This is a genomic window from Nocardia heshunensis (assembly GCF_054782115.1).
The window spans coordinates 235,273-250,933 of record NZ_BAAGTC010000020.1; the positions used below are offsets into that span (position 1 = coordinate 235,273).

General features: G+C 66.4%; 17 protein-coding genes. 5 read left to right on the top strand and 12 right to left on the bottom strand.

Annotation, left to right across the window (positions count from 1 at the left end):
• Positions 1-4: 4 nt before the first annotated feature.
• The 3 genes from ACYVN4_RS37290 to ACYVN4_RS37300 form a co-directional block, all read right to left on the bottom strand.
• Entirely contained in the window at positions 5-322 is a 318-nt protein-coding gene (locus ACYVN4_RS37290) for a WXG100 family type VII secretion target (RefSeq protein ID WP_460727578.1), read from the bottom strand.
• Between the two features lie 182 nt (positions 323-504).
• Positions 505-1,002 (bottom strand): hypothetical protein, encoded by a 498-nt coding sequence (locus tag ACYVN4_RS37295; RefSeq protein WP_460727580.1) that lies wholly within the window; start codon positions 1,000-1,002, stop codon positions 505-507.
• A gap of 178 nt (positions 1,003-1,180) precedes the next feature.
• Positions 1,181-2,506 carry a DNA polymerase IV gene (locus tag ACYVN4_RS37300; protein ID WP_460727581.1) on the bottom strand — a complete coding sequence of 442 codons (1,326 nt, stop codon included), beginning with the start codon at positions 2,504-2,506 and terminating at the stop codon, positions 1,181-1,183.
• A gap of 251 nt (positions 2,507-2,757) precedes the next feature.
• On the opposite strand from ACYVN4_RS37300, the gene ACYVN4_RS37305 reads away from it, so the two are divergent.
• Positions 2,758-3,636 carry a UTP--glucose-1-phosphate uridylyltransferase gene (locus ACYVN4_RS37305; protein ID WP_460727583.1) on the top strand — a complete coding sequence of 293 codons (879 nt, stop codon included), beginning with the start codon at positions 2,758-2,760 and terminating at the stop codon, positions 3,634-3,636.
• A 229-nt stretch (positions 3,637-3,865) separates the two neighbouring features.
• Positions 3,866-4,873 carry an alpha/beta hydrolase gene (locus tag ACYVN4_RS37310; RefSeq protein ID WP_460727585.1) on the top strand — a complete coding sequence of 336 codons (1,008 nt, stop codon included), beginning with the start codon at positions 3,866-3,868 and terminating at the stop codon, positions 4,871-4,873.
• Positions 4,874-4,984: 111 nt separating this feature from the next.
• Here ACYVN4_RS37310 and ACYVN4_RS37315 read toward each other — a convergent pair whose 3' ends face one another.
• A complete protein-coding gene (locus tag ACYVN4_RS37315; RefSeq protein ID WP_460727587.1) occupies positions 4,985-5,428 on the bottom strand; it encodes a MarR family winged helix-turn-helix transcriptional regulator in 444 nt (147 codons plus the stop codon).
• A gap of 56 nt (positions 5,429-5,484) precedes the next feature.
• On the opposite strand from ACYVN4_RS37315, the gene ACYVN4_RS37320 reads away from it, so the two are divergent.
• A complete protein-coding gene (locus ACYVN4_RS37320) occupies positions 5,485-6,528 on the top strand; it encodes a hypothetical protein (RefSeq protein WP_460727589.1) in 1,044 nt (347 codons plus the stop codon).
• A gap of 2 nt (positions 6,529-6,530) precedes the next feature.
• On the opposite strand, the gene ACYVN4_RS37325 is transcribed toward ACYVN4_RS37320, so the two are convergent.
• The gene (locus tag ACYVN4_RS37325) at positions 6,531-7,070 is read right to left on the bottom strand and encodes a TetR/AcrR family transcriptional regulator (protein ID WP_460727591.1); all 540 of its coding nucleotides are present in this window, start codon (positions 7,068-7,070) and stop codon (positions 6,531-6,533) included.
• A gap of 109 nt (positions 7,071-7,179) precedes the next feature.
• On the opposite strand from ACYVN4_RS37325, the gene ACYVN4_RS37330 reads away from it, so the two are divergent.
• Positions 7,180-7,593: an organic hydroperoxide resistance protein gene (locus ACYVN4_RS37330; protein WP_452395309.1), complete on the top strand. Its 414-nt coding sequence runs from the start codon at positions 7,180-7,182 to the stop codon at positions 7,591-7,593.
• Between the two features lie 6 nt (positions 7,594-7,599).
• On the opposite strand, the gene ACYVN4_RS37335 is transcribed toward ACYVN4_RS37330, so the two are convergent.
• The gene (locus ACYVN4_RS37335; protein WP_460727593.1) at positions 7,600-8,112 is read right to left on the bottom strand and encodes an NlpC/P60 family protein; all 513 of its coding nucleotides are present in this window, start codon (positions 8,110-8,112) and stop codon (positions 7,600-7,602) included.
• A gap of 229 nt (positions 8,113-8,341) precedes the next feature.
• Entirely contained in the window at positions 8,342-8,644 is a 303-nt protein-coding gene (locus tag ACYVN4_RS37340; protein ID WP_460727595.1) for a hypothetical protein, read from the bottom strand.
• Positions 8,645-8,775: 131 nt separating this feature from the next.
• Here ACYVN4_RS37340 and ACYVN4_RS37345 point away from each other — a divergent pair, with 131 nt between their 5' ends.
• Positions 8,776-9,354, top strand: coding sequence for a TetR/AcrR family transcriptional regulator (locus ACYVN4_RS37345; RefSeq protein WP_460727597.1), 579 nt, complete (start codon positions 8,776-8,778; stop codon positions 9,352-9,354).
• Between the two features lie 74 nt (positions 9,355-9,428).
• Here ACYVN4_RS37345 and ileS read toward each other — a convergent pair whose 3' ends face one another.
• From ileS to sepF, 5 genes are all read right to left on the bottom strand, one after another.
• The gene (ileS, locus tag ACYVN4_RS37350; protein WP_460727599.1) at positions 9,429-12,608 is read right to left on the bottom strand and encodes an isoleucine--tRNA ligase; all 3,180 of its coding nucleotides are present in this window, start codon (positions 12,606-12,608) and stop codon (positions 9,429-9,431) included.
• A 320-nt stretch (positions 12,609-12,928) separates the two neighbouring features.
• A complete protein-coding gene (locus ACYVN4_RS37355) occupies positions 12,929-13,141 on the bottom strand; it encodes a hypothetical protein (protein ID WP_460727935.1) in 213 nt (70 codons plus the stop codon).
• Positions 13,142-13,267: 126 nt separating this feature from the next.
• Positions 13,268-14,098 (bottom strand): DivIVA-like cell division protein Wag31, encoded by an 831-nt coding sequence (wag31, locus tag ACYVN4_RS37360; RefSeq protein ID WP_460727601.1) that lies wholly within the window; start codon positions 14,096-14,098, stop codon positions 13,268-13,270.
• A gap of 72 nt (positions 14,099-14,170) precedes the next feature.
• Positions 14,171-14,473, bottom strand: a complete 303-nt coding sequence (locus ACYVN4_RS37365; RefSeq protein WP_379364274.1) for a YggT family protein — start codon at positions 14,471-14,473, stop codon at positions 14,171-14,173.
• A gap of 298 nt (positions 14,474-14,771) precedes the next feature.
• Positions 14,772-15,572, bottom strand: a complete 801-nt coding sequence (gene sepF / locus ACYVN4_RS37370) for a cell division protein SepF (RefSeq protein WP_379364272.1) — start codon at positions 15,570-15,572, stop codon at positions 14,772-14,774.
• Between the last annotated feature and the right edge of the window lie 89 nt (positions 15,573-15,661).

The following is a 15,661-nucleotide window of genomic DNA, read 5'->3' on the forward strand; positions in this document are numbered from 1 at the left end:
CCGTCTACCGCCGGTACCGGCGCGCGTTGGCGTGGTCCATCTGCTCGAGTGTTGTCGCGGCCTCGTCCTGGCCGTCGGCATACGACCCGAGAGTCGTTGCCATATTGCGGATTCCGTCGTGCAGATTGGCATGCGCCGCGGTGTACCCCTGCGCACCGTCGGCGAAAGTGCTGCCGTAGCTGTCGTCGCCCCAGGCAGCACCTCTGGCCGACAGCGAATTCTCCAGCGCGGCGAGGACACCGTTGACCCGGTCCTCCAGCTCGCGCATCCGCCCCGCGGCACCGCGCAGCTTGCCCGGGTTCGCGCCGACTCTCGTTGCCACTGTTGCCCTTTCGCCATCGGACGGAAGAACGACATTGACAGCGAGAGAACTTCACGCGACAGACAGGCGACGGGGAATTAACACCGTCCTGATGGATTTCGACGGCTTCTTGACGAGATCCCTTGCCCCACCGGCTGTCCCGGCCCGACCTCACACTGGAGGCCGGGCCGGCACCCGATGAACTAGCTGCAGGCCGGGGAGGTCTGGTTGGCCAGCGAGAGGGCGTTGCAGATCCACTCCTTCTGGACCTTCCACTTGCCGTCCTCGGCCACGAACGGGACGACCGCCTGCTGCGGCGCGCCGCCGTTGACGGCGATCTGCGCGTCGGCGGTGAGGGTGCCGTTGCCGAGATCGGTCACGTTGGTGACGGTGATGGTGGCGTTGTTCTGCTTGTAGGCCTCGGCCAAGCGGTTGGGCAGGCTCGGGTCGGCCTGGACGCCCTGCATCATGTCCAGCTTCTCGGAGTCCGGCACGCTCGGGTCGAGGGCCTTCTGCAGCTGGGTGTTGAGGTCCGCCGCGGTCGGCGCCGGCGGGTAGCTGGTCTGCGCGGCCTGGGAGGTGGTGGTCTTGGCGGTCGTCTTCGTGGTGGTCTTGTCGCCGCTGCCACACGCCGACAGCCCGAGTACGGTCACGACGGCCAGAGCGGCGACCGCGATGCGTCCAGTCTTCTGAAACTTCAACTGCTCGTCCTTTGCGTTCGAGTAGGTCCGTTCGACAATGTGACAGCTACACCCGACCGGCGCCGCTGCACGAGGGCCGACACTACCAACGCCGCGTCTCGGAAACGGTCTCCCTGCGCGATGGCGCGGCATTTTCAGGCCGAATCCTCATAATTCGCGCAAATATTCCTCATACGCATCAACGCAGGCTGGCGAGGGGATCCGCGCGGCGTAGTTCCGGGTCCTCGGCGGCGAAGGTGCGCGCCGGACCCGGTCCCGTCGAACGGGTTTCGAAGCGGACCGTCACCACGCCGTGGCCCGCGCCCTGCACCCAGCCGTGCCCGTACTCGGCGTGCTCGACATCGAGTCCGGGGTACCAGATTCCGACGGCGTAGGAGCGAGTTGCGGGTGGTACCACCGCTTCCGGAGCCTCCGGTGCCGCGAAGGCGGGCTCCTCGGAGACCGCGCTGCCCACATCGACCGTCTGATCCAATTCGGGGAACAGGGACTCCTGACGAATCTCGGACAAACCCGCGAAACCCACGCCCACCAGGCGAATCGGCCCGATCTCGGCCGGATCCAGGGCCGAGCGTTGCGCGGCCGCGGTGAGCGTGGCCAAATCCTCGGTGGCATAGGGCAGCGTCGAGGATCGGGTGAGGATGCTCATATCGGTCCGCTTGAGCTTCAACACCACCGTGCGCGCGGCCCGCCCGTCAGCGCCCAGCCGCCGATGCGCCGACACCGCCATGGCGTCGATGGCCGGGCGCAGCTGGGCCAGGGTGAGAATGTCGGTCTCATAGGTGGTTTCGGCGCTGATCTGCTTGGCCTCGGCCCGCTCGGCCACCGGCCGATCGTCGATCCCGCGGGCCAGGCGATGCAGCGCGACGCCGAGACTGCCGCCCAGAATCGAGGACGCTTCGGATTCCGGTAATGCCGCGAACGCCCCGACCGTCTCGATTCCCAGTGAGCGCAAACGACTTTCGGCGACCGGGCCGATTCCCCACAGTTTGCGCACCGGCAGCGCCGACAGAAAGCGATCCTGCTCGGACGCTGAAATCACCCGCACCCCATCGGGTTTGGCCAATCCGGAGGCGATCTTGGCGAGCTGCTTGCCGCTGCCCGCGCCCACCGACGCCACCAGCCCGGTCCGCTCGCGCACCGCCGCCCGCAACCCCTCGCAGAATTCCTCGACCCGATCCGGTGTCGCCCCGACCAATTCCGTCGGTTCCCCGAACGCCTCGTCGAACGAGAGCGTCTCCAGCACCGGGATCCGCGACCGGATCGCCTCGAATACTTGCCCGCTGAGCTCCCCGTATACCGCGCCGCGCGGCGGAATCACCACCGCAGCGCCGCCGACCAGCCGCCGCGCCTGATGCATGGGCATGGCCGAACGCGCCCCGAAAACCCGCGCCTCGTAGCTCGCCCCGGCCACCACGCCGCGCCCGCCCATGCCGCCGACGAGCACCGGGCGACCGCGCAGCGTCGGGCGGGTCAACTGCTCGACCGAGGCAAAAAACGCATCCATATCTATGTGCAAGACCCAGCGACGCTGTCCCGAACTTCGGGATCCGGCGTCCGAATCTCTGGATCGGCTGTCAGTTTGCCGTAAATCCGCCGCCGCGCCCGCCACTCCCCGCCGCGGCTCCCCCGCCCGCACGACATCGCCTCTACCAGGCACGATGCCCGGGTCGACGGAGTCGGCAGACGTGTTCACACCGGGAAATCTACAAGCGGCTACCGACAGGTACGTGCTGCCACGTGTGTGATGATCGAGCCATGACGATTCGCAAGGCCGTGATTCCCGCCGCCGGCATCGGCTCGCGGCTGCTGCCGCTGACCAAAGCGATCCCGAAGGAAATGCTGCCGGTGGGTGACAAGCCGGTCATCGAACACACGGTGCGCGAACTCGTATCCTCCGGCATCACCGACATCACCATCGTGGTCAGCGGTGGAAAGTCGTTGATCCAGGACCACTTCCGCCCCAACCCCGCACTGGTGGCCCAGCTGCGCGCCGACGGCAAGGCCGCCTACGCCGACGCCGTCGAGGAGGTCGGCGAGCTCAGCCGCGCCGGGCACATCACCTACCTGGATCAGCACGGCCCCTACGGCAACGGCACGCCCGTGCTGAACGCCGCCCGCCACCTGGGCGACGAGCCCATGCTGGTGCTGTGGCCCGACGACGTCTTCGTCGCCGAGGTGCCGCGCGCCCAGCAGCTTGTCAACGCCTACGAGAAGACCGGCGCGCCGGTGCTGGCGCTGATGCCGATGGATCCGACCGAATCGCAGCGCTACGGCGTGCCGGTGGTCGAGGAGACCAACGGCGAGGGGCTGATGCGGATCAGCGGCCTCAAGGAGAAGCCCAAGCCCGCCGACGCACCCTCCTCCTTCGCCGCCATCGGTGGCTACGTGGTCACCCCGGGCATCATTGCCGAGCTGCGCAAACAGGTCGACGACTGGTACACCCACCGCACCGGCGAGGTCTACCTGACCGATGCGATCAATATCTTCGCCGCCGCGAATCCGGTGTACGGCCAGGTGATTCAGGGTCGCTGGTACGACACCGGCAACCCGGCCGACTACCTGACCGCTCAATTCGCCTCGGCGCTGGCGCATCCGGAGTACGGTCCGCTGTTGCGTCAACTCGTAACGGAGTAGTGAGTAGTCACAAACTTCGAGGTCGGAGCATAGTTCGGCGCACAAGTGCCTTGCGCCACAACCATGCCAGCGCCAATACTGTCGAAACCCGAAACATGGGGGCATGTTTCGACGATCATGCAATCGGGTCGGGGCACCTCTGGATCGAAGGTCGGTTTTGCTAGGCGGATTGGGCACCCGGGCGGCACTGCTCGCGGCGGCAAGTTGTTCCCTTGTCACTACGTTCACCATGGCTGTACCCGCAGGTTCGGCCGTCGCGGCCCCGCCCGATCCGATCACGAGCAATGTCGCTCTGTTCGGGACGCCGGTCGCCGAAGACGGCTCGAACATCAAGGCTTTCGAGATCCACGACGCGCGGAATCTGACGCTGCACGTGCACTCGACGGCCATGAACACCGACATCACGGTGGAGGTGCAGCGCCCCGCCGACACCTCGCAGCCGCGGCCGGTGCTGTACCTGCTCAACGGCGCCGGGGGCGGCCAGGACACGGCCACCTGGAAGCGCAATACCGACGCCACCGAGTTCTTCGACGACAAGAACGTGAACGTGGTGATGCCGATCGGCGGCGCGTTCACCTACTACACCGACTGGCGCAATCCCGATCCTCGACTGGGCCAGCCGATGTGGAAGACCTTCCTCACCGAGGAGCTACCCCCGATCGTCGATACCGCGTTGGGCACCAACGAGGTTCACGCCATCGCGGGCATGTCGATGTCGGGCACCTCGGTGCTGCAACTACCGATCGCCGCGCCGGGGCTCTACACGGCGGTGGCCGCCTTCAGCGGCTGCCCGCAGATCAGCGATCCGATCGGGCAGAAGTTCGCGGATCTGGTGATCAGCATCGGCGGCGGTAATCCGGTGAACATGTATGGCCCCAGCGACGATCCGGAGTGGGCCGCCAACGATCCCTACGTGCACGCCGAGGCGCTGCGGGGACTGGGGCTCTACATCTCCAACGGCAGTGGCCTGCCCGGCCGCCACGACAATGTGGCCGATGTGCGCAGCCTCGGCCCCGCCGACGGCGGTCTGCCGCAACAGATCCTGGTCGGCGGCATCCTGGAGGCGGCCAGCGACTGGTGCGCCCGCAACCTCAAGACCCGTCTGCGAGAGCTGGAAATCCCCGCGACCTTCGACATCACCAAGCCCGGCACCCACTCCTGGGGCTACTGGCAGGACGACCTGCGCAACTCGTGGCCGGTGCTGGCCAAGGGCCTGGACCTGCCCGAAAACAACTGAGCCCCTGGTCATTCCGGCATTGCGACCCGTCATTCCGGCGCGTCCTTGGCCGGAATCCAACGCCTGCCGGTGTGGATCCCGGCCACAAGCACGCCGGGATGACGGGGCCGGTTATTCGTCGGCGGCGTTGTAGCGCACCAGGTATCGGGCGAGACGGGCGACGTCGGCGTCCTCCCAGTCCTCGAAGCGGTCGGCGAACGCGGCGGCGCGACTGCGGGCGGCGGCACGGGCCACGCGTTTTCCCTCGACGGTCGCGCGTAGCACGAGGTTGCGGCGGTTGGTGGGGTCGACTTCGCGGTCCAGGTAGCCGTCCTTCTCCAACGCGGCGACCTGGCGGCTGACCGTCGACTTGTCGAGGTGGAAGTGCCCGGCCAGGTCGGCGGCCAGGCAGCCGTCCCGCTCGATCACCAGGTCGAGGATGCTCGACGCGACCAACGACAGTTCCGGATGCAGTTCGGTGGCGCGGCCGCGGGCACGGCGGGCGAAGGCGGTGAGCTCGCGCTGTATGACCTCGATCGCATCGGCGCGGGCGGGGAATGCGGCATCCGTGTCCATGGTTGTAGACTACAACTTCGCTTGGTTGTATTTACCAACTATTGGAGAACGAACCCATGGCCTCGCATCAGATCCGGCACGTCGTCACCCACCTGCTCACCCCATTGCTCATGTGCCTCGGCATGGGCCTGGCCTACCTGGGCGCATTCCACCAGCCCGAGCCCAACCACCTCGCCGTGGCGGTCGTCGGCGACAGCGCCCAGGTCAAGGTGCTGGCGCAGACCATGAAGGACAAGGGCGGCGACGCCCTCGACGTCATCACCGTGCCGACCCGCGACGACGCGATCAGCCAGCTGCGGCACCGGGATCTGGCGGGCGCATACGTGCCGGATCCGCAGAAGCCCGAATTGCTGGTCGCCAAGGCCGGATCCGACACCACGGCCATGGCCGCCGAGGCCGTCTTCGGACAGGTCGCGAGCCTGCAGAACGCGCCGCTGACCGTCACCGACGTGACCACCCCGGCTTCGGGCGACCCGACCGCGCAGGGCATCTTCTTCCTCCTGGTGGCGTTGAGCATCGGCTCCTACGGCAGCGTGGCCGCCATCGGCGCGGCGGGCGCGGGACTGTCCATGCGGGTGCGCGCACTGCTCGGTCTGATCACCTCACTGCTGGTGAGCCTGATCGGTCTCGCCCTGTCCGGCCCGATCTTCCACGTGGTCGACCATGACGCCGCCGCCATCTGGGCCATGTCGTGGCTGTACTCGGCGGGCATCCTGGCCGTCGGCATCGGCGCGCACACCTTCCTGAAGCGCTGGACCACCCTGGCCATGATGGTGCTGTTCGTCATGCTGAACTTCACCAGCTCCGGCGGCGTCTACGGCCCGTGGCTGCAGAACGACTTCTTCGGCACGCTGCACCACTTCTGGAACGGTGCGGGATTCGTCGAAGGCGCGCGCAGCCTGCTCTACTTCGACAGCGTCGGGTTCGGCGGCCGGATCACCAGCCTGATCCTGTGGTTCGCCGCGGGCCTGGCCCTGATCGCCATCGCGGCCGTCGCCGAAAAGCGCCAGGCCGCAAAGGCACTCGCTCCCCGCCACGCCGCCGTCCCCGAACCCGCCGAGCAGGCGGAGGAGGAGATCGAGGAGACGGTCGGCGTCTGACCCTACTGAATACCCAACTGCGACAAGGCGGTCCGGATACCCACCCGGACCGTCTCGTTGTCTCCGACTCCCCCGCTGATGGTGACGCCGTCGCGGGTCATGAGCAGCACGCGCGAGGCGTCCTCGACGTCGGTGCGCCCGTCGGCGCGCAGCCGGTCGGCCATGAGATCGCGGAACCAGCCGCGATAGTCGTCGACCACCTGGCGCACGGCGTGATCGGGATTCGGGAACTCCACGGCCGCATTGAGGAACGGGCAGCCGCGGAAGCCCGGCCCGCAGCTCAGTTCACCGAGTCGATCGAAGATGCCGACGATGGACTCCGCGCCGGCGCCGGGGATAGCCTCGAGAATCTCGCGCTGCCGGGCATATTCGCGTACGAGATAGGCGACGACCAGGTCTTCCTTGGTCTTGAAGTGCCGGTAGAAGGTCGCCTTGGCAATGCCCGCCTCGGCGATGATGCGGTCGATGCCGACGGTGTGGATGCCCTCGGCATAGAACAGTCGAGTCGCGGTGTCCAGCAGGCGATCACGGGCTTCGCTCACGACTGGCACCTCCTTCCCCCTGGTCGGGACTTCGGTATTGACGATAGCAGACAGACCTGTCTACTCTGGCTACGTACTGAACAGACAAGTCTGTCTAGGGAGATTCGAAATGGCTAAGCTCTTCACCTCGTCCGCCACCTCCGTCGGCCGCGAGGGCCGCTCGGTCAGCTCCGACGGTTACCTCGACCTGAAGCTGGCCCAGCCCAAGGAGGCCGGCGGCAGCGGTGACGGCACCAACCCCGAGCAGCTGTTCGCCGTGGGCTACTCCGCCTGCTTCGCCGGCGCGCTGCAGGTCGTGGCCCGCAACGCGGGCGTCGCGCTCGGCGATGCCTCGGTGACCGCCGACGTCAGCCTGAACAAGGACGAGGAGACCGGTTTCGGCATCTCCGTCGTGCTGCGCGTCGAGCTGCCCGAGGAACTGCAGAACGAGAAGGGCCGCGAGCTCGTCGAGGCCGCGCACCAGGTGTGCCCGTACTCGAAGGCCACCCGGGGCAACATCCCCGTGGAACTCGTTGTCGAGTAAGACGATTCAGTAGAACCGGCGAATGGAGTAGATGTCGAACTGGCTCAGCGGAGTCAGGCCGACGGGCACACCCCAGTCGTACGCGTTCAGAATATTGCCGCCTCCCGCGTAGATGCCTACGTGGGAGGCGTCGTCGTTGAGGACGATGACATCGCCGGGTTGCAGTGCACCGACAGGCACTTCGAGCCCGGCGTCGGCCTGCTGCCAGGTGGTGCGCGGCATATCGATGCCGACGCTGCGAAAGGCCCACTGCACCAGGCCCGAGCAGTCCCAGTCGTCCGGGCCGGTGCCGCCCCAGCGGTAGGGCTTGCCGGATTGCGTGGTGGCCAGACCGAGCGCGACCATGGCGCGGGGGCTGGCGAGGGGGATCTGCGCCGAACCGCTCGCGCTGCCCGACGCCGAACCGCTGGCGCTGCCGGAGGCCGAGCCCGAGCCGGAACCCGAGGAAGAGCCGGTGTCCGCGTGTGCGAATCCCGCCCAGAGTGCGGCGGTCAAAAGCAGGGCCGAGGTAGTAGTCACTAAGGATCCGAAACGGTGAAGCTGCCTTCGAGCCATGAGCGCGCCCCTTCATCGGCGATACCGCGGGAACAGCAAAGAGCAAGATCGATAGCTAGCTAATAGCCGTTGTATCGCACCTGCAACATGCGTCACAAGAGAACCAGGGTTGGCGTGTCTCGAGACCCACATCACTCCACATACGAGAACGCCCGCCCGGGAGCCGGGCGGGCGTTCTCGAGTTTGCCGAAAATCAGCGGTGCAGCCGCAGGGTCAGGTGGTGGTTGGCCTTGGTCAGCATCGGGATCAGCAGGTAGGCCGAGGTCGGCACGACGATCGCGGTCAGGATCAGGGTGCGCACGAACACCGGCAGGCTCCCCATCTCCGGGCCGAGCAGGGCCAGCGCGATGGTGATGGTCGGGTAGACCGCCAGCCAGGTGATGATCGCGCGCCGGTGCACCGACGGAACCGTCATGGGCGCAGCGACATTCGCGACGGTGACATTCGTGGCCTGAGCGGTGACGACAGCGGCGGGGGTGGTGACGATGGTGGTCATTGTTCGCTCCTAGCGACCGAGTTCCAATCCTCCAGCGAGACGGTCCGTCTCGTCTTGTTGATGAAGTTAGACCGATTCGCGACCACTGTCAAGACGAGACGTTCCGTCTCGTTTGAAGGTAGGATCGACGCATGGCATCGGCCCCGAATCCCGAACTCCGCAACGCCAAGTCCCACCGGGCGATCCTCGACGCGACCATCGAGCTGGCCGTGCGCAATGGCTACGGCAAACTCACCATCGAGGCCATCGCAGCCAAAGCCGGCGTCGGCAAACAGACCATCTACCGCTGGTGGCCCTCCAAGGGCGCGATCGCGCTCGAGGCCATCAACGACCACATCGGCACGACCACCGACTTCCCCGACACCGGCGACATCGTCGCCGACCTGAAGACCCAGATCACCGGCCTGACCCAGATGTTCGCCAGCGACATCGGCTGCGTCTACCGCGGCATCATCGCCGAGGCGCAGAACGACGCGAAGCTGATGGAACTGGTGCGCGAGAAATTCGTCGTACCCCGCCAGCAGAGCGGCGCTCGCCGCCTCGCGACCGCCATGAGCGCCGGACAGATCCGCGACGACCTGCCGCCACTCGTCATGACCAACATGATCTACGGCCCGGTCTACATTCGATTCCTGCTCGGCATGGGCGACATCCTCGAATCCCCCGACTTCGTCGAACCGGTCCTCGAGGGCCTGCGCCCCCGACCCTGACGCAAAGCGAAGGGGCGGAACCGAATCGGTTCCGCCCCTGTCGACTATCGGCTCACACTCTGCCGACTATCGGCTCACGCCTTGGTGATCGAGACCTTCACGCCGCCGACGATCTCGGAGGCGTCTTCGCCGGTGGCGGCGAAAGTGAGGGCGGTGGCGAGGATTTCGCCGGCGATCAGGGCGCGGTGGGTTTCGGCCCAGGGCTGACGGTCGGCCGGGATGTCGAGGACGACATTGATGCGGTCGGAGACGTCGAGGCCCAGGGACTTGCGGGTTTCCTGGAGGTCGCGGATGAGGTCGCGGGCCCAGCCTTCGGCCTCGAGTTCCTCGGTGACGACCGAATTCAGCACCACCAGACCGGCATTGCCGGGCAGGGCGGCGGTGGATTCGGGTTCGGCGGCGACCAGGCGCTGGGTGTATTCCTCGGGGAGCAGGGCGATTCCGGCGGCGGTGACGGTGCCGTCGGCGGCCTCGTTCCACTCCCCCGCCTTGACGGCCTTGATGACCGTCTGGACTTCCTTGCCGATGCGCGGGCCCGCGGCGCGCGCGTTCACCACGAGTTCGAAGCGGCCGTGGGCGGCCACGTCGGTGGTGAGGTCGACGCGCTTGACGTTCACCTCGTCGGCGATGAGATCCACGAAGGGACGCAGGCTTTCGGCGTCCGCGGCGGCCACGGTGGCCTCCGAGAGCGGCAGGCGCACCCGCAGGTTCTGGGCCTTGCGCAGGCTCAGCACCGTGGAGCAGACCGTGCGGACCTCGTCCATCGCCGACACCAGCGCGGCGTCGTGCGGCAGCTCTTCCGCGGTCGGCCAGTCGGTCAGGTGCACCGAACGCTCGCCGGTGAGACCCCGGTAGATGACCTCCGACAGCAGCGGCAGCAGCGGGGCGGCCAGTCGCGTGGTCACCTCGAGCACCGTGTGCAGGGTGTCGATGGCGTCGCGGTCCTCTTCCCAGAAGCGCGAACGCGACCGGCGCACATACCAATTGGTGAGCGCGTCGGCGAAGGTGCGCAGCTCCTCGCAGGCGGTGGCGATGTCGTACACCTCGAGGGCGTCGGTCATCACGTCGCGGGTCTGCGCGAGCTTGGCCAGGATGTACTGGTCCAGCACGTTCTTCGAGTCGGTACGCCAGGTGCCCGGCGCAGTTGCGTACAGCTGCAGGAAGGTCCACGCGTTCCACAGCGGGCGCAGCGCTTGGCCGACGCCCTCGCGGATGCCGCGCTCGGTGACGATCAGGTTGCCGCCGCGCAGCACCGGGGACGCCATCAGGAACCAGCGCATGGCGTCGGAGCCGTCGCGGTCGAAGACCTCGTTGACGTTCGGGTAGTTGCCCTTGGACTTGGACATCTTCAGGCCGTCGTCGCCGAGCACGATGCCGTGCGCGACAACCGACTTCACCGCGGGGCGATCGAACAGCGCGGTGGACAGCACGTGCAGGTTGTAGAACCAGCCCTTGGTCTGGCCGTTGTACTCGACGACGAAATCGCCGGGGCTGTGCGCGGACACGACGGCGGAGCCGTCAATGGATTCCGTGGCGGTGCCCTCGAACCACTCCTTGTTCTCGAACGGGTAGTGCACCTGGGCGAAGGGCATGGACCCGGACTCGAACCAGCAGTCCAGCACCTCGGGCGTGCGCCGCATCATCGACTTCCCGGTCGGGTCATCGGGATTCGGGCGCACCAGTTCGTCGATGCCGGGGCGGTGCAGATCGTCCGGGCGCACGCCGAAGTCGCGTTCCAGCGCATCCAGGGAGCCGTACACATCCACCCGCGGATACTCCGGGTCGTCCGAGATCCACACCGGGATGGGCGCGCCCCAGTAGCGGTTACGGCTGATGTTCCAGTCGCGGGCGTTCTCCACCCACTTGCCGAACTGGCCGTCACGCAGATGCTCCGGCACCCAGGTGATCTCCTGGTTCAGCTCGAGCATGCGGGCCTTGACCTTGTTCACCGCCACGAACCAGGACGGCACCGCCATGTAGATCAGCGGCTGGCCCGACCGCCACGAGTGCGGGTAGGAGTGCTCGATGGTCTCGTGCCGCAACAGCTTTCCGGCGGCCTTGAGGTCCTTGATGATGACCGGGTTGGCGTCGAAGACCATCAGGCCCTCGTACGGCGGCACCATCGAGGTGAACTTGCCGCCCGCATCGAGGGGTTGCACGATCTCGATGCCGTTGGCGGTCGAGACGTCCATGTCCTCCTCACCGAAGGCGGGCGCGAGGTGCACGATGCCGGTGCCGGAGTCGGTGGTCACGTAGTCGGCGTTGAGCACACGGTGCGCGCGCGGGTGGCCGAGGAAGAAGTCGAACGGCGGCAGGTAGTGCAGCCCCTCGAGCGCCGCGCCCGAATGCTCGGACAGCACCGTCGGCTCCTCGCCGAATTCGCGCGTGTAGTGCGACACCCGCTCGGCGGCGAGCACGTACCGCTTGCCGTCCTTGCCCTCGATGTGCGCGTAGGTCACGTCCGGGTGCACGGCGATCGCGAGGTTGGACGGCAGGGTCCAGGGCGTGGTGGTCCAGATCAGCGCGTTCGCGCCGTCGAGCGCGTGCAGCGGATGGTCGGCCGGAACCTGCAACACCATGTCGACGGTGACGGCCGGGTCCTGGCGCATCCGGTAGGAGTCGTCCAGGCGGGCTTCCTGATTCGACAGCGGGGTCTGCTCGTACCAGCTGTAGGGCAGCACCCGGAAGCCCTGATAGATCAGGCCCTTGTCGTACAACGACTTGAACGCCCACATGACCGATTCCATGAAGTCGAGGTCGAGGGTTTTGTAGTCGTTGTCGAAGTCGACCCAGCGCGCCTGACGGGTCACATAGTTACGCCACTCGTTGGTGTAGCGAAGGACCGAGGATTTGCACGCGGCATTGAATTCCGCCAGCCCCATGGCATCGATCTGTGATTTGTCCGTGATACCGAGCTGCTTCTCAGCTTCGATTTCCGCGGGCAGGCCGTGAGTATCCCAACCGAATCGTCGATCAACCTTCTTCCCGCGCATCGTCTGAAATCGCGGGATCAAATCCTTGACGTATCCGGTGAGCAGATGGCCGTAGTGCGGCAATCCGTTGGCGAAGGGCGGACCGTCGTAGAAGACGAATTCCTCTGCCTGCGAACGGTTCTCGATGCTGGCACGGAAGGTGTCGTCGGCGGCCCAGTAGTCGAGGACCCGCTGCTCCAGCTCAGGGAAGGACACCTGACCGGCCGTCTTGCTCAGCTCGACGCGGGGGTATGCGTTTCGGGTACTGCTCTCGTCCGCCATCGCGGCCTCTCGTCTCCTCGTGCCAACACAGTGGGCACGGGGACGATGGCGACGCCAGGTGCGTCACTACCGCGGTACCACCCCGCTTGCCCGGTCGTTCGGAGCGAAAACCCTTGTGCGACCAAGCCTCTCGTTGTGAGCTGTGACGGGCTCACCCGTTCGGTTCTACTGAGCGAGCGCGCTCGCCGTTCTTCCGAAGACTCCCCGGTGATGGCCGGATCAACGCCGTAAAGCTGTCCCCATACTAGCGGGGCGGGTCCAGCGGATATTCCGCGGACCCGCCCAGGCGCCAGAACTCCAGGTTGCCGGTTCGGCTCACCTCAGTGTTTAGCGTGTCTACCGCCGGGTCGTGACGACGAGGAAGCTTCCTCGTCGTTCTCGGTCCGCAGCGTCAACGCACTGACGAGCAGCAGCACCGCGCCGATCACGCACACGATGATGCAGCCCCATGCCCAGATCACCGAACCGGTGGTCAGTGCGGTCACCAGCAGGCCGAAGCCCACGGCAGCGAGCGCGAGCGTCACTACGAGCAAGTGCACCTCCCCCTCGTTGGGCTTCGACGGCGGCAGCCATCGGAGTACTCGAAAGGTTGGCGACGACACCGCATTCCCCGGGCAAACACCCGGGACGAGGCGGCATCGCAGGCCGTAGTTACGACTTTACTTGCTGCCCTTGAGAAGTGCGCCGTTGCCGGACGCGTCCTGCCCGAATTCGCCGCCGTCGACCGGGACCGCAGAGCCACGGTTCTCCAGCTCCTCCAGCTGCGACTCCAGGTAGGACTTCAGGCGCACACGGTATTCGCGCTCGAAGGTCTTGAGCTGCTCGATGCGGCTCTCCAGCACGCTGCGCTGTTGCGTGATGGTGGCCATGATCTCGGTGTGCTTGCGCTCGGCATCGGCCTGCAGGGCGTCGGCCTTCTCCTTGGCCTGGCGCAGCTGCGAATCCGAGCGGGTCTGCGCATCGGACAGCATGGCCTCGGCCTTCTGGCGGGCGTCGGCGATCATGGCCTCGGAGCGGGTCCGTGCGTCGCTGACCAGTCGCTCCGAGTTCGCTCTGGCGTTGGCCAGCAGCTGCTCGGCCTCGGTCTTGGCGTCGGAGGTGAGGCGGTCGGCCATCTCCTGAGCCAGCGAAAGCACCTTGGCGGCCTGCAGATTGGCGTCCGCGGAGGGCGCGTCCTGCTTGATGGGGGCGACGGGGACCGGCGCGGGCATCGGGGCCGGGGGCGCGACGGGAGCGGCCTTGATGGGCTCCGGCGCGATCGGCTGCTTCACGGTCTGGACCGCGGGGCCCCGATTCTTCTTGGCGTCAGCCAGTTCCGCGTCCAACTCGGCAACGCGCTGGCGAAGATCAGCATTTTCCTCGATGAGGCGTGAGAGCTCCTGCTCGACCAGGTCGAGGAAGGCGTCAACTTCGTCCTCGTTGTATCCGCGCTTCCCGATCGGCGGTTTGCTGAACGCGACGTTATGCACATCGGCGGGGGTCAGCGGCATGGAACGATCCCTTCACGCTTCGTATGGAGATCTAGCGGTAGATCTGGGCAAGCATTCTTTCGGCCCATTCTGTCACACCTGAGCTATCGACTGCCCTGCCTGGCCCGTGATCGTCATCAAGATGAAGACGATGAAAAGCAGGACCATAATGGACAGATCGAGCCGAATTCCCCCAAGATTCACTGGGGGTATCAAACGCCTCAGAAGTTTCACCGGGGGGTCGGTGACCGTGAAGATCATCTCCAGGATGATCACCACGAAGCCCGTCGGGCGCCAGTCTCGCGCAAAGCTGCGGATGAACTCGACGATGACCCGGCTGATCAGCAGCAGCCAGAAGAGGAACAGCAGGAGGTTCAACACCGGGAACACGGCCACCGCACCACTCTGCCTCAGATCTCATGATCAGCAAAATAGAAACACTGATCGCGCCGGTCACAGCTGGGCCGCTGCCGTATCACCGCACCCCACAAGGGCGTCGGGACGGCACCACCACAGATCGTGACACTCAGATACCCGACAAGCCGGGCGCAAGACTCCCCCGAGATTCCCCCGCGACAAAGTCGCAACCCCCGTAGACACAACGTAATTCGTTGCCTTGGTTTACTTCTGGTCCGACCCGACTCTCGGCACCTGCCAGGGGTTCCCCGCCCCTGAGAGTCCCGAGAGTGGGCTCTTACTTCTGGTTGTAGAAGCCGTTCTCGGCGATGCGGCGGCGCTCCTCGGCGGAGACGTCCACATCGGCGGGCGACAGCAGGAACACCTTGGTGGCGACCTTGTCGAACGAACCACGCAGGGCGAAGGCCAGACCCGCGGCGAAGTCCACCAGGCGACGCGCGTCGGAGTTGCTCATCTCGACCAGATCCATGATCACCGGGGTGCCGTCGCGGAAGCGCTCACCGATGATGGCCGCCTCCGCGTACGTGCGCGGGCGCAGCGTCGTGATCTTGGACAAGGTGCCTCCGTCCTCGAAGATCTGGGGACGGCGGGCCGCCTCGATCCGGCGCTCCTGCTCCCGCAGATCCTCAATGCGACGCTCCGCGTCGGTGTCCATCGCGAGCGCGCCGCGAGTGCTGCCGCGCACCATGGGCGCGCTGCCACCCACGGTCCGGGTGCGGCTGGACGGGGCGGTGTCGATGCGCGTCGGACGCCGGGTCGCCTCGTAGCGGTCGTCGGCGTCGTAGCGGTCGCGGTGGTCGCGCTCGCGGGCATCGTCGGCGTAGTCGTCGCGACGCGAGGACGCGCTGTAGGCCGGCTTGTAGGGGGCCTTGTACGACGGCTCGTAAGCGGGCTCGTCGTCGTAGCGGTCCTCGCCGTATCGGTCGTATTCACGCTCGCGTTCGGCGTAGGGCCGGGGACGACGCTGGCCACGCTCATCGGCGCTCCGGGCGGCTCCGCGGTCGTCGACGTAATCGTCTTCGTAATCCTCGAGCGGAACCATCCCGAAGTACGCCTTGAACTTGTGCAGCGTGCTCATCTGGTCGACCTTCCTTCGGCCCCGGTTGGCCTGGGGTGTTGTCCTGCTCAGACCTCGTTAGCCACCAAGCATATGTTTCAAATGTGACT